Source organism: Micromonospora sp. CNZ285 (genome assembly GCF_004637285.1).
This window is the reverse complement of record NZ_SPQD01000001.1, coordinates 4,186,513-4,200,000: the sequence shown is the minus strand read 5'-3', so window position 1 is coordinate 4,200,000 and position 13,488 is coordinate 4,186,513. Positions and strand designations below refer to the sequence as shown.

The following is a 13,488-nucleotide window of genomic DNA, read 5'->3' as shown; positions in this document are numbered from 1 at the left end:
CCTCACTGGGTGGGCTGCTGGGGCATGGTGTTCTGCAGGTTGTCCCGCGGGGTGGTGCCGGTGGCGGTCACGCCCTGGTCGCAGAGCGCGTTCGGGCCCTCGATCGAGGCGTTCACCCGCAGGGTCTTGATGAAGTCGTCGATCCGGCCGTCGTCGGCGTTGTCGACCTTGAGCTGGTAGCCCCAGGCCTGGAGCGAGATCGGCTTGTCCAGCCCCTCGAACGGGCTGAGCATCAGCTTCTCCTTGCCCTGCACCTTGCCGCGGAGCTTCTCCACCTGGTCGGCGGGCAGGTCCGGGCGGTAGGTGATCCAGACCGTGCCGTGCTCCAGGCTGTGCACCGCGTGCTCGTTGGCGATCGGGGCGTCGTAGACGTCACCCATGCAGTTCTGCCACGCCTGGTTGTGCGGGCCGCCGACCGGCGGGAGGATCTCGTACTTGATCGCGCCGGGCTGGTGGTTGCCGCCCTTGACCAGGTCCTTGTCCTTGGCGCGGTAGTCGACGATGCCGTCGATCGCCTCGGCCCGCTTCTGCCACGGCTGGCCGCCCTGGTAGACCGCCCAGGCGCCGACGCCGATGATGCCCACGGCCAGGACGCCGACCGCGACGAAGAGGGCGATCGGGCCCCACGAGCGGCCCTGGCTCACCTTCACCGGGGCGACCGGCTTGCGGCCCTTGCCCCCGGCGCCCTGCCGTGGCGTGCCCTTGCCGCCCCCGGTCTTGCCGGAGCCGGCCTTCGCGGCGGGCTTGTCGGCAGCCGCGGGCCGGCCGGCGGCCGGCTTCTTGCCGGTGCTGACCACGGTGGGACGGCGTTCCGGGCCGCCCGGGGTGCTGATGCTCATCGTGCCTCGTCAGGTCGGTCGGTCAGGGGGAGCGCGGGGCCGGTTCACATGCTGGGTCGCCTCCGCGGTGCCCGAGTCTACCCCCGATAACATGGTTCGGTGACTCCTGCAGAACTCGCCGAGGTCGTCCTCGCCGCAGCCCACGCCGTCTTCGACGAGCGGGGACTGGACCGCGCCGCGCTGCCCGCGCAGACCACCGTCGAGCGACCCCGTAATCGCGATCACGGTGACTACGCCTCGACGCTGGCGCTCCAGCTCAGCAAGAAGGTGGGCGTACCCCCGCGGGAGCTGGCGACGGCGCTGGCCGACGAGCTGGCCAAGGCGCCGGGGATCAAGTCGGTGGAGATCGCCGGGCCCGGCTTCCTGAACGTCCGCCTGGACGCGGCCGCCGCCGGTCAGCTCGCCAAGGTCATCGTCGAGGCCGGTCCGGCGTACGGGCGCAGCGACACCCTCGCCGGTCAGCGGATCAACCTGGAGTTCGTCTCGGCGAACCCGACCGGCCCGGTGCACATCGGCGGGGTCCGCTGGGCGGCCGTCGGTGACGCGCTCAGCCGCCTGCTCCGCGCCACCGGTGCCGACGTGGGCACGGAGTACTACTTCAACGACGCCGGCTCCCAGATCGACCGGTTCGCCCGGTCGCTGCTGGCCGCCGCGAAGGGCGAGCCCGCGCCGGAGGACGGCTACGGCGGCGCGTACATCGCGGAGATCGCCGCCGAGGTGGTCCGGCGCCGGCCGGACGTGCTCGACCTCCCCGAGGACGCCGCCCAGGAGGTGTTCCGGAACGAGGGCGTCCAGCTGATGTTCGCCGAGATCAAGTCCTCGCTGCGCGACTTCGGGGTGGAGTTCGACACCTATTTCAACGAGAAGGACCTGCACGACGGGGGCGCGCTGGACGCGGCGCTGGACCGGCTGCGGGAGCAGGGGCACGTCTTCGAGTCCGAGGGCGCGACCTGGCTGCGCACCACCGAGTTCGGCGACGACAAGGACCGGGTGCTGCGCAAGTCCAACGGCGAGTGGACGTACTTCGCCGCCGACTGCGCCTACTACCTGAACAAGCGGGAGCGCGGCTTCGACCGGGTCGTGATCATGCTGGGCGCCGACCACCACGGCTACATCGGCCGGATGAAGGCGATGTCCGCGTGCTTCGGCGACGACCCGGCGCGCAACCTGGAGATCCTCATCGGCCAGCTGGTCAACCTGGTCCGCGACGGCGCCCCGGTGCGGATGAGCAAGCGGGCCGGCACCGTGGTCACGCTGGAGGACCTGGTCGACGCGATCGGCGTGGACGCGGCCCGGTACGCGCTGGCCCGCTACTCGGCCGACTCGCCGATCGACATCGACGTGGAGCTGTGGACCCGGGCCAAGAACGACAACCCGGTCTACTACGTGCAGTACGTCGCGGCGCGTACCGCAGGGGTGGCCCGCAACGCGGCCGAGATCGGGCTGACCCGTGGTGACGCCGCGGCGTTCCAGCCGGAGCTGCTCGGCCACGACAAGGAGAACGAGCTGCTCAAGGCGCTCGCCGAGTTCCCCGCGGTGGTGGCGACCGCCGCCGAGCTGCGCGAGCCGCACCGGGTGGCCCGCTACCTGGAGGAGAGCGTCGCGCAGGCGTACCACCGGTTCTACGACAACTGCCGGATCGCCCCGCAGGGCGACGAGGAGATCACCGACACCCACCGGGCGCGGCTCTGGCTCAACGACGCCACCCGGGTGGTCATCGCCAACGGCCTGCACCTGCTCGGGGTGTCCGCGCCGGAGCGGATGTAGTCATGCGGGCGCATGAGGCAGGAGCGCTGCACGGCGAGATCGGCACCCGGGGGCCGGCCTGGCTGCGTACCCCGGTCGACGTCAACGCCCTGGTGCCGCAACTGTGGCCGCGCAACGTGGCGCGCGGCCCCGGCGGCGCGGTCACCGTCGCGGGCCTGGACGTCCGCGACCTGGCCGCCGAGTACGGCACCCCGGCGTACGTGCTGGACGAGGACGACCTGCGCGAGCGCTGCCGCGAGTTCCGCGCGGCCTTCCCGGACGCGGACGTCTACTACGCCGGCAAGGCGTTCCTGTGCCGCGCCGTGGTCCGGATGATCGCCGAGGAGGGCATGTTCCTCGACGTCTGCACCGGCGGGGAGCTGGCCACCGCGCTGTCGGCCGGGATGCCGCCCGAGCGGATCGGCTTCCACGGCAACAACAAGTCGGTGGCGGAGCTGACCCGGGCGGTCGACGCGGGCGTGGGCCGGATCATCGTCGACTCGTTCACCGAGATCGACCGGCTTTCCGAGCTGGCCCGCGAGCGCGGGGTACGCCCGAAGGTGCTGGTCCGGGTCACCGTCGGCGTGGAGGCGCACACCCACGAGTTCATCGCCACCGCGCACGAGGACCAGAAGTTCGGCTTCTCCCTCGCCGGAGGGGCCGCCGCAGCGGCCGCGTTCAAGATCCTCGACGAGGACGTGCTGGAGCTGCGCGGGCTGCACTCGCACATCGGCTCGCAGATCTTCGACGCCAGCGGCTTCGAGGTGTCCGCCCGCCGGGTGCTCGCCCTCCAGTCGCAGATCCGCGACGCCCGGGGCGTGGAGCTGCCCGAGCTGGACCTGGGCGGCGGCTTCGGCATCGCGTACACCACGCAGGACGACCCGGCGTCACCGCACGACCTGGCGAAGCGCCTGCGCAAGATCGTCGACGGGGAGTGCGCGGCGGAGAATCTCGCCGTGCCGCACCTGTCGGTCGAGCCGGGCCGCGCGATCGTCGGCCCGGCCGTGTTCACGCTGTACCAGGCCGGGACCGTGAAGTCCGTGCCGCTGGGCACTGGCGGTGACGCAGCGGACGGTCGTGCTTATGTCAGCGTGGACGGGGGGATGAGCGACAACATCCGTACCGCGCTCTACGACGCCTCGTACTCGGCCACGCTGGCGAACCGCACGTCGACCGCACAGCCGATGCTCGCCCGCGTGGTGGGAAAGCATTGTGAGTCCGGGGACATCGTGGTGAAGGATGAATTCCTGCCCGCTGACGTGCAGCCCGGAGATCTTGTCGCGGTGCCCGGCACCGGGGCCTACTGCCGGAGCATGGCGAGCAACTACAACCATGTCCCGCGGCCCCCGGTCGTCGCCGTCCGCGAAGGTCGGGCGCGGCTGATCGTCCGCCGGGAGACCGAAGACGACCTGCTGGCATTGGATGTGGGATGACCTCACCGGTTCGCTTGGCGCTGCTCGGCTGCGGCACTGTCGGCAGCGACGTGGTCCGGCTGCTGCACGAGCAGTCGGAAGACCTCGCCGCCCGGATCGGCGCCCCCCTGGAGATCGCCGGGATCGCCGTACGCCGGATCGGCCGTGACCGCGGCGACCTGCCGGTCGACCCGGCGCTGTTCACCACCGACGCGCTCGGGCTGATCAAGCGCGACGACGTGGACGTGGTGGTCGAGGTGGTCGGCGGCATCGAGCCGGCCCGGGGCTGGCTGGTCGAGGCGCTGCGCGCGGGCAAGAGCGTGGTCACCGCCAACAAGGCGCTGCTCGCCGAGGACGGCGCGACGCTGCACGACGCCGCCGCCGAGGGCGGCGCCGACCTCTACTACGAGGCCAGCGTCGCCGGGGCCATCCCGCTGCTGCGCCCGCTGCGCGAGTCGCTGCACGGCGACCGGATCACCCGGGTCACCGGCATCGTGAACGGCACCACGAACTTCATCCTCTCCGCCATGGACTCCACCGGCGCCGGGTTCGCCGAGGCGCTGGAGGAGGCCACCGAGCTGGGGTACGCCGAGGCGGACCCGACGGCCGACGTGGAGGGCTTCGACGCCGCCGCCAAGGCCGCCATCCTCGCCTCGCTGGCGTTCCACACCCGGGTGACCGCCGCCGACGTGCACCGTGAGGGCATCACCGAGGTGACCGCCGCCGACGTGGCCAGCGCCAAGGCCATGGGTTGCACCATCAAGCTGCTCTGCATCGCGGCCCGGGGCGTCGACGCGCAGGGCCGGGAGACAGTCAACGTCCGGGTGCACCCGGCGATGATCCCGCTGACGCACCCGCTCGCGAGCGTCGGCGACGCGTTCAACGCGGTCTTCGTCGAGGCCGACGCCGCCGGGCAGCTCATGTTCTACGGCCGGGGCGCCGGCGGCGCGCCCACCGCCAGCGCGGTGCTCGGCGACGTGGTGGCGGTGGCCCGCAACCGCCTCGCCGGGGTGCACGCGGCGAGCGAGTCGGCGTACGCGGACCTGCCGGTGCGGCCGATGGGCGAGGCGCTCACCCGCTACCACATCAGCCTCGACGTGGCCGACCGGCCGGGCGTGCTGGCCGGGGTGGCAGGCGTCTTCGCCCGGCACGAGGTGTCCATCGCCACGGTCCGGCAGGGCCCGGCCGGCGGAGACGCCGAACTCGTCATCGTCACCCACGTGGCGCCCGATGCCGCGCTCGCGGCCACCGTCAGTGAGCTGCGCGGACTCGACATCGTCCGTTCGGTGACGAGTGTGCTGCGGGTGGAGGGTGGCGCGTAACCCGCGCGTCCCGCCTGATGGTTAGAGCAGGGTGTGCCGGTGGCCGGCCGGGCAGGCTGGTCCACGCTGGTGACAGGCCCCGGAGCGGGGCGACGGAGGCGAGGAGCACGACATGTGGCGGGGACTGATCGAGGCGTACCGGGATCGGCTGCCGGTCACCGGGGCGACTCCCGTCGTCACCCTGCACGAGGGCAACACGCCGCTGCTGCCGGCGCCGGTGCTCTCCGCCCGGGTCGGCGCGGACGTGTGGCTCAAGGTCGAGGGCGCCAACCCGACCGGCTCGTTCAAGGACCGCGGCATGACCGTTGCGGTCTCCAAGGCCGTCGAGGCCGGTGACAAGGCGATCATCTGCGCCTCCACCGGCAACACCAGCGCCTCCGCCGCCGCGTACGCGGCCCGCGCCGGGATCACCTGCGCGGTGCTGGTGCCGCAGGGCAAGATCGCGTTGGGCAAGCTGGCTCAGGCGCTCGTGCACGGCGCGAAGCTGCTCCAGGTGCAGGGCAACTTCGACGACTGCCTCGGGCTCGCCGGCAAGCTCGCGCAGGACTACCCGGTTGCGCTGGTCAACTCCGTCAACATCGACCGGCTGCACGGCCAGAAGACCGCCGCCTTCGAGATCGTCGAGGCGCTCGGCGACGCGCCCGACATCCACTGCCTGCCGGTCGGCAACGCCGGCAACATCACCGCGTACTGGATGGGCTACTCCGAGGATCTGCGCGACGGCAACGCCACGAAGGCCCCCCGGATGTACGGCTTCCAGGCGGCCGGCGCCGCCCCGATCGTCACCGGTCAGGTGGTGCCGGAGCCGTCGACGATCGCCACCGCCATCCGGATCGGCAACCCGGCGAGCTGGACGAAGGCCATCGACGCGCGGGACGCCTCGGACGGCCTGATCTCGGCGGTCACCGACCGGGAGATCCTGTCGGCGTACCGGCTGCTGGCCCGCGAGGTGGGCGTCTTCGTCGAGCTGGGCAGCGCCGCCAGCGTCGCCGGTCTGCTCCAGCAGGCCGAGGCCGGCCGGGTGCCGGCCGGGTCGCGCGTGGTCTGCACGGTCACCGGGCACGGCCTGAAGGACCCGGAGTGGGCGATCTCCACCGCGCCGGCGCCGGTGACCATCGCCAACGACGCGCTGGCCGCCGCCCGCTCCCTCGACCTGGTCTGATCGCTCCGTCCCCGCGGCTTCCCCGGGCCTTGCCAGGCCCGATTCACACCTCCGTCCGGGGTGCCTCGGGCGACGCACTCCGCTGGACCTCGCGGGGCCTCCGCGCTTCCTGGACGAAGCTTGATCGACACCACTTCGGGGTGGTGGCGGGAACGGTGTGCGTGGGATGCCGCCATCTCGGCGAAGTGGAGACGATCAAGGCGGGCACGGGCGACCCCGAACCACGGCGGTGTCATCGGCTGGGGCGGATGCCGGGAGTGTCGGGGCGTGCGGCAGACTCAGACACCCCCCGCCGGACACCTCTTCAGGAGTGAGTAACGCCGATGTCGCTGCTCGCCAGATTCAGCCTCGCCAACCGGGGGCTGATCGCCCTCGTCGCGTTGGTGACCACGGCCTTCGGCCTGTTCGCCGTGCCGTCGCTGAAGCAGCAGCTCCTGCCGTCGCTGGAGTTCCCCGCCGCGTTCATCGTGGCGACGTACCCGGGCGCCGCGCCGGAGATCGTGGAATCCCAGGTCGCCGAGCCGATCGAGAACAGCCTCCAGGGCATCCCGGGCCTCGACAAGGTCACCTCGACCTCCCGTGAGGGCGCGGCCACGGTCCAGGTGCAGTACGAGTTCGGCACCGACCTGGACGACGTGGTCAACAAGATGGAGACCGCGCTCAACCGGATCGACTCCCAGCTTCCCGAGGGCGTCGACCCGCAGGTCATCGCCGGTAGCACCGACGACCTGCCCGCAGTGGTGGTCGCCGCGACCGGTGACGGCGACGAGCGGGCGCTGGCGGAGAAGCTGCGCAACGCCGTCGTACCGGAGCTGGAGGCGCTGGACGGCGTCCGCTCGGTGGACGTCACCGGCGCCCGGAACCAGGTCGTGACGATCACGCCGGACCCGGCGAAGCTGGCCGCCGCCAAAGTGGCACCGGCCGCCATCGCCTCGGCGCTCAAGAGCAACGGCGTGGCCGTGCCGGCCGGTGCGCTCGCCGACGGCGACCGGTCGCTGCCGGTGCAGGTGGGCACGCCGATCCGGACCATCGACGACCTGCGCGGCATCGTGCTGACCACGGCTCCCGCCGCCCCGGTACGCCTCGGCGACGTGGCCGCCGTGGAGCAGCAGCTCGCCCCGGCCACCTCGTTCACCCGGACCAACGGCAAGCCGAGCCTCGGCATCGCGGTGACCGCCGCTCCGGACGGCAACGCGGTGGAGATCTCGCACGAGATCCGGGACCGGCTGGACGAGCTGGGCGACGCCGCCGGCGCCGAGCTGACAGTGGTCTTCGACCAGGCCCCGTTCGTCGAGAAGTCCATCGAGAGCCTGACCACCGAGGGCCTGCTGGGCCTGGTCATGGCCGTCGTGGTGATCCTGGTCTTCCTGCTGTCGGTGCGCTCCACCGTCGTCACCGCGGTGTCCATCCCGCTGTCGGTGCTGGTCGCGCTGATCGTGCTCTGGTCCGGCGACTACTCGCTGAACCTGCTCACCCTCGGCGCGCTGACCATCGCCGTCGGGCGGGTGGTGGACGACTCCATCGTGGTGCTGGAGAACATCAAACGCCATCTGGAGTACGGCGAACCGAAGCGGGACGCGATCCTCACCGCGGTCCGCGAGGTGGCCGGCGCGGTGACCGCGTCCACGCTCACCACTGTCGCCGTGTTCGCGCCGATCGCCCTGGTGGGCGGCTTCGTCGGGCAGCTGTTCGCGCCGTTCGCGATCACCGTGACGGTGGCGCTGCTCGCCTCGCTGCTGGTGTCGCTGACCGTCATCCCGGTTCTCGCGTACTGGTTCCTGCGGCCGCGCGGCGGTGCCGACGACGCCGCCGCCCGGCGGGCCGCCGAGGAGAAGGAGCTGCGCAACCCGCTGCAGCGGGCGTACCTGCCGGTGATCGACTTCGCCACCCGCTCGCGGAAGACCCGCTGGGCCACTGTGGGCCTGGGCCTGCTCGTGCTGCTGGGCACGTTCGGCCTGGGGCAGAAGCTGGAGACGAACTTCCTGGACGACTCCGGCCAGGACACGCTCGCCATCCGGCAGGAGATGCCGGCCGGCACCTCGCTCGCCGGCACCGACCGGGCCGCCGCGCGGGTCGAGGAGGTGCTGCGGCGTACGCCGGGAGTGGAGACCTACCAGGTCAGCGCCGGTGGCGGGGACAACCCGTTCGCCGGCGGCGGCAGCGACCGGGCCACCTGGTCGCTGTCGCTGTCCGACGACACCGACGCCGCGGCGGTACGGCGGGACCTGCGCAAGGAGTTCGACGCGCTCGGCGCGGAGGTGGGCGAGCTGACGTTCGGCGGCGGGCAGAACGCCTCCGCCAACCAGGTCGAGGTGGTCGTGCAGGCCGCCGACCAGGAGACGCTGACCCGGGCGGCCGAGGCGATACGGGGCGCGATGGCCGGCACGCCGGGCGTGGAGGACGTCACCAGCAGCCTGGCCACCCAGGTGCCGCGCGTCGAGGTGACTGTGGACCGGGTGGCCGCGGCCCGCGCGGGTCTCACCGAGGCGGCGGTCGGGCAGCTCGTCGCGCAGACGTACCGGGGTGCGCCGCTCGGGCAGGTGACGCTCGACGGTACGGCGCAGAGCGTGGTGCTGAGCAGCGGCGCCCGGCCGCCGCTGACCGTCGACGAGCTGCGGGCGCTGCGGGTCGGCGCGGTGCCGCTGGACGCGATCGCCGACGTCGAGCAGGTCGACGGGCCGCAGCAGGTGACCCGGATCGACGGGGAGCGCAGCGTCTCGGTCACCGGCACGGCGACCGGCTCGAACCTCGGCGCCACCACGCAGGATCTGCAGAAGCGGCTGGACGCGCTGGACGTGCCGGGCGCCACGTACGTGATCGGCGGTGTCAGCGCCGACCAGGCCGACGCGTTTGCGGACCTCGGTCTCGCGGTGCTGGCCGCCATCGCGATCGTCTTCCTGATCATGGTGGCGACGTTCCGCAGCCTGACCCAGGCGCTGATCCTGCTGATCTCGGTGCCGTTCGCCGCGACCGGCGCGATCGGGCTGCTGCTGGTCACCGGCACGCCGCTGGGTGTGCCGGCGCTGATCGGCGTGCTCATGCTCGTCGGCATCGTGGTGACGAACGCGATCGTGCTGATGGACCTGATCAACCAGTACCGGGCCCAGGGCATGGACGTGACCGAGGCGGTGGTGGAGGGCGGCCGGCGCCGGCTGCGGCCGATCCTGATGACCGCCGTCGCCACCATCTTCGCGTTGCTGCCGATGGCGCTCGGCCTGACCGGCGAGGGCGGCTTCATCTCCAAGCCGCTGGCGATCGTGGTGATCGGCGGCCTGCTCAGCTCGACGCTGCTGACGCTGGTGCTGGTGCCGACGCTCTACACGATGGTCGAGCACACAAAGGGCTCGTTCCGGAACCGGCGGCGGGGCGGCGCTCCCGAGCCGGTCGAGCCGGAGCCGGTGCCGGTGGCGGTCGGCGGCGGGGAGCGCGCCGAGGAGCGGGGCGTGGTGGCGCCGCCGCCGGCCCGCCCGTCGGGCGCGCTGGTCGACGGCACCGACCAGTTCGAGGTGCTCCGCCTGCCCAAGAGCCGCCAGTCGCCGCTGCCGCCGACCGAGTGACGGACCGGGAGGGGCCCCGCGCGGGCCCCTCCCGGCACCTCGGCGCGCGGGACACACCGGAACCGAGTCGGGCGGTACGCTCAGTGAGCTGCTGCCTACTTTCGGTTCGGGGGTGCGATGGCGGGGGGTGCGGGCCGGTGGGATCGGCGTGCCGTGCTGCGCCGCTCCGCGCTGCTGCTCGGCGGGGCCGCGGTCGGCTCGTTCGCGACCGCCGAGAGCACCTGGGTGGCCGACCGGAGACTCCCGATCGCGGGCGGGCCGGCGAGCGCCACGCTCGGCAACCGGCACCAGGAGGTCGGCACCGGCGGGGTGCAGGTCGTCTGGGGCGTCCGCACCGAGGAACCCCTGGTGGCGCTCACCTTCGACGACGGCCCCCGCCCACAGTGGACCCCGATGGTGCTCGACACGCTCGACGAGCACCGGGTGCCGGCCACCTTCTTCCTGGTCGGTGAGCGGGCCCGCGAGCACGCCGCGCTGGTCCGCGGCCGGATGGACGCCCACGAGGTCGGCAACCACAGCTGGGCGCACCGCGACCTGGCCCGGATGGACGCCGCGACGGTCTACGACGACCTGCGCCGCAGCCACGACGCGATCACGGCGGCCACCGGCTCGGCGCCCCGGCTGCTGCGCCCGCCCTGGGGCCACCTCGGCGGTTCGGTGCTGTACGCGTCGGCCCGGCTGGGCTACCGCCTGGTGCTCTGGACGCTCCAGATGGTCGAGAGCGAGTTCCCGCACGACCCGGCCGGGCACGCCCGGCGCATCGTCGCCGACGTGCGACCCGGCACGATCCTGCTCGGCCACGACGTCGGCAACGACACCCGGCTCGTCGCGCTCCGCGGCCTGCCCGACATGATCAACGGTTTGCGGGCCCGGGGATACACCTTCGTCACGGTCTCCGACCTGCTGCGCCGCGCTGCCGCGCCCGGGGCGGCCCGGTAGGGTGCCCGCGTGTCACCCACCCTCTCGGTCCTCGTCCGCAACCGCGACTTCCGCCATCTGTTCCTCGCCGAGCTGGTGGTCTTCGGCGCGGACTGGTTCGTCATGGTGCCGCTGCTGGTGCTGCTGCCCGAGCTGACCGGCAGCGGCGTCTGGGGGGCGCTGGTGCTGGCGGTGGACACCGGCACGACCGCGTTGCTGCTCCCGTACGCCGGGACGATCGCCGACCGGTTCGACCGCCGCAAGGTGATGATGGTGGCGAACGTGGGCGCGCTCGCGGGTGTGCTGCTGCTGCTCGGCGTGCGCAGCGCCGGTACGGCCTGGCTGGCGCTGGCGGCGATCGCGCTGGTGGCGGTGGCGAAGGCGTTCTACTCGCCGGCCGCCCAGGCCGCGCTCCCCAACGTGGTCGACCCGGAGGACCTGGCCGCCGGCAACGCGGTCGCCGGCTCGGCCTGGGGCACGATGACAGTGGTCGGCGCCTCGCTCGGCGGGATCCTGAGCGCCGCCGCCGGCCCGTACGCCAGCTTCTGGGTGGCCGCCGTCGGCCTGGTCGCCGCCGCGGGCCTGGCCGCGCTGATCCGCCGGCCGTTGCAGGCGCCGCGCGACCCGGCGGCGACGGTGCCGCGCACGTGGGCGGCGATCCGGGAGGCGCTGGGCTACATCGCCCACCGCCCGCGCGTGCTGGCGCTGGTGACGGTCAAGTCGGCGGTCGGCCTGGGCAACGGCGTGCTCACAGTCTTCCCGCTGCTCGCCGGGGTGTACGGGGTCGGCGCGGTCGGCGCCGGTCTGCTCTTCGCCGCCCGTGGCGCCGGGGCGCTGGTCGGCCCGATCATGATGCGCCGGGTGCTGAGCAACCGGGCCTGGCTGCTCACCGGCCTGGCGCTGTCCATGTCGTTGTACGGCCTGGCCTACCTGGGCGCGTCGGTGGTTACCTGGTTCCCGCTGGTGCTGGTCCTGGTCTTCCTGGCCCACCTGGGCGGCGGCAGCAACTGGGTGCTGTCCAACTACGCGTTGCAGGGCGAGGTGCCGGACCGGCTCCGGGGCCGGGTCTTCGCCACCGACATGATGCTGGCGACGCTCGCCATCGCGGTGAGCCAGCTCGTGGTGGCGCTCGTGGTGGACCGGGTGGACGAGCGCACCGTGCTGGCCGGCTGCGGCCTGGTCACCGTCGTGTACGCGATCGGCTGGCGGTTCGCCACCCGGCGGCTCTCGCTCACCGACCCGGTCGACACGCCGACCCCCGAGCGCACCGGCTGACACGCCGGTCCCACGCTCCGGGCGGTCCGGCCGGGCTGTCGGGGTGACGTCCTAGCATGAGCCGGTGCCGACCACATTCACCACCGGCCCGGTGCGGGTCCGGGTGCCCGCGACCAGTGCCAACCTGGGCCCCGGCTTCGACGCGCTCGGGCTGGCCCTGGGCCGCCACGACGACGTCACGGCCGAGGTGTCGGACGGCGGCGTACGGGTGTCGGTCACCGGCGAGGGCGCCGGCGAGCTTCCGTCGGACGAGCGGCACCTGATCGTCACCGCCATGCGGGCCACGTTCGACGCGCTCGGCGCGCAGCCGGCCGGCCTGGCGCTGGAGTGCGTCAACCGCATCCCGCAGGCCCGAGGGCTCGGCTCGTCGTCGGCGGCGATCGTGGCCGGGGTGCTGGCGGCCCGCGCGCTGGTTGCAGGCGGCGAGCGGCGGATGGGCGACGACGCCGCGCTGCGCCTGGCGGCCGAGCTGGAGGGGCATCCGGACAACGTCGCGCCCTGCCTGCTCGGCGGCTTCACCATCGCCTGGACCGAACCGGGCGGCGCGCGGGCGGTCTCGCTGCCGGTGGCGGCGGCCGTGCGCCCTACCGTCTTCGTGCCCGCCGAGCGGGGTCTGACCTCGGTGGCCCGGGCGGCGCTGCCGGCCACCGTGCCGCACGCCGACGCGGCGTCGAACGCGGGCCGGGCGGCGCTGCTGGTGCACGCGTTGACCGCCGATCCCGCGCTGCTGCTGCCGGCCACCGTAGACCGGCTGCACCAGGAGCAGCGGGCGCCGGGGATGCCCGCCACGGCGGCGCTCGTCGGTGAGCTGCGTGCGGCCGGTGTGGCGGCTGTGGTCAGTGGGGCGGGCCCTACCGTGCTGGCGCTGTCCGAGGTCCCGGCGGGATTCCGGCTGGGAACAGATTGGCGCCGGTGGGAGTTGCCGATAGATGTCAGCGGTGCCCGGGTCATCCGGGGTAGACTTTGACACGCCGAGCGGGGCCCTGTTGCCGCAGGTCGGACGAGGCGATTACGCTCTAGACCTAGCACAGCCGCGAAGCATGCGATCTTCCTGCGGTTCGGCGCACCCCCGAAGCTCTCGGCGGTAGCCCGTCACCCCTGCTCAAGGCCCACGCCGCACCGCAGTTTCCACAGGTCGCCGCAGACGGCGAGACCTGCTCACCGATGGTGGTGAGTCGGGAAACCACCGGCTGCTGTGTCACAGACTCCCGCGACGCGTCCATGCGAGGCGGGTCACCGAGGCCGCCCGGCCACCTG

Annotated in this window: 9 protein-coding genes; 8 read left to right on the top strand and 1 reads right to left on the bottom strand. The window is 73.1% G+C overall.

The window, feature by feature from the left end; all coding sequences use genetic code 11:
* Positions 1-2: 2 nt before the first annotated feature.
* Positions 3-839 (bottom strand): thioredoxin-like domain-containing protein, encoded by an 837-nt coding sequence (locus CLT75_RS18980; RefSeq protein WP_135241820.1) that lies wholly within the window; start codon positions 837-839, stop codon positions 3-5.
* 99 nt (positions 840-938) lie between these two features.
* Between CLT75_RS18980 and argS the strand changes: the two genes are divergently transcribed.
* The 8 genes from argS (at position 939) to thrB (ending at position 13,198) form a co-directional block, all read left to right on the top strand.
* Positions 939-2,606, top strand: coding sequence for an arginine--tRNA ligase (gene argS, locus CLT75_RS18975; RefSeq protein WP_135241819.1), 1,668 nt, complete (start codon positions 939-941; stop codon positions 2,604-2,606).
* Between the two features lie 2 nt (positions 2,607-2,608).
* On the top strand, positions 2,609-4,018 hold the full coding sequence (lysA, locus tag CLT75_RS18970; protein WP_135241818.1) for a diaminopimelate decarboxylase: 1,410 nt from the start codon (positions 2,609-2,611) through the stop codon (positions 4,016-4,018).
* Entirely contained in the window at positions 4,015-5,319 is a 1,305-nt protein-coding gene (locus CLT75_RS18965; RefSeq protein ID WP_120573338.1) for a homoserine dehydrogenase, read from the top strand. The genes lysA and CLT75_RS18965 overlap by 4 nt, the downstream gene beginning before the upstream one ends.
* 112 nt (positions 5,320-5,431) lie before the next feature.
* The gene (gene thrC, locus CLT75_RS18960) at positions 5,432-6,481 is read left to right on the top strand and encodes a threonine synthase (protein ID WP_135241817.1); all 1,050 of its coding nucleotides are present in this window, start codon (positions 5,432-5,434) and stop codon (positions 6,479-6,481) included.
* Between the two features lie 323 nt (positions 6,482-6,804).
* Positions 6,805-10,038, top strand: a complete 3,234-nt coding sequence (locus CLT75_RS18955) for an efflux RND transporter permease subunit (protein ID WP_135241816.1) — start codon at positions 6,805-6,807, stop codon at positions 10,036-10,038.
* Between the two features lie 117 nt (positions 10,039-10,155).
* Positions 10,156-10,977 (top strand): polysaccharide deacetylase family protein, encoded by an 822-nt coding sequence (locus CLT75_RS18950; RefSeq protein WP_135241815.1) that lies wholly within the window; start codon positions 10,156-10,158, stop codon positions 10,975-10,977.
* Between the two features lie 9 nt (positions 10,978-10,986).
* Complete coding sequence (locus tag CLT75_RS18945) at positions 10,987-12,231, top strand: MFS transporter (RefSeq protein ID WP_135241814.1); 1,245 nt, start codon at positions 10,987-10,989, stop codon at positions 12,229-12,231.
* Between the two features lie 64 nt (positions 12,232-12,295).
* The gene (gene thrB / locus CLT75_RS18940; protein ID WP_135241813.1) at positions 12,296-13,198 is read left to right on the top strand and encodes a homoserine kinase; all 903 of its coding nucleotides are present in this window, start codon (positions 12,296-12,298) and stop codon (positions 13,196-13,198) included.
* Positions 13,199-13,488: the final 290 nt, after the last annotated feature.

Excerpts from the sequence above, each read along its gene's own strand:
- CLT75_RS18955 (WP_135241816.1), top strand. The coding sequence starts at position 6,805 with ATGTCGCTGCTCGCCAGATTCAGCCTCGCCAACCGGGGGCTGATCGCC.
- CLT75_RS18980 (WP_135241820.1), bottom strand. The coding sequence starts at position 839 with ATGAGCATCAGCACCCCGGGCGGCCCGGAACGCCGTCCCACCGTGGTC.
- thrC (WP_135241817.1), top strand. The coding sequence starts at position 5,432 with ATGTGGCGGGGACTGATCGAGGCGTACCGGGATCGGCTGCCGGTCACC.
- lysA (WP_135241818.1), top strand. The coding sequence starts at position 2,609 with ATGCGGGCGCATGAGGCAGGAGCGCTGCACGGCGAGATCGGCACCCGG.
- CLT75_RS18950 (WP_135241815.1), top strand. The coding sequence starts at position 10,156 with ATGGCGGGGGGTGCGGGCCGGTGGGATCGGCGTGCCGTGCTGCGCCGC.
- CLT75_RS18965 (WP_120573338.1), top strand. The coding sequence starts at position 4,015 with ATGACCTCACCGGTTCGCTTGGCGCTGCTCGGCTGCGGCACTGTCGGC.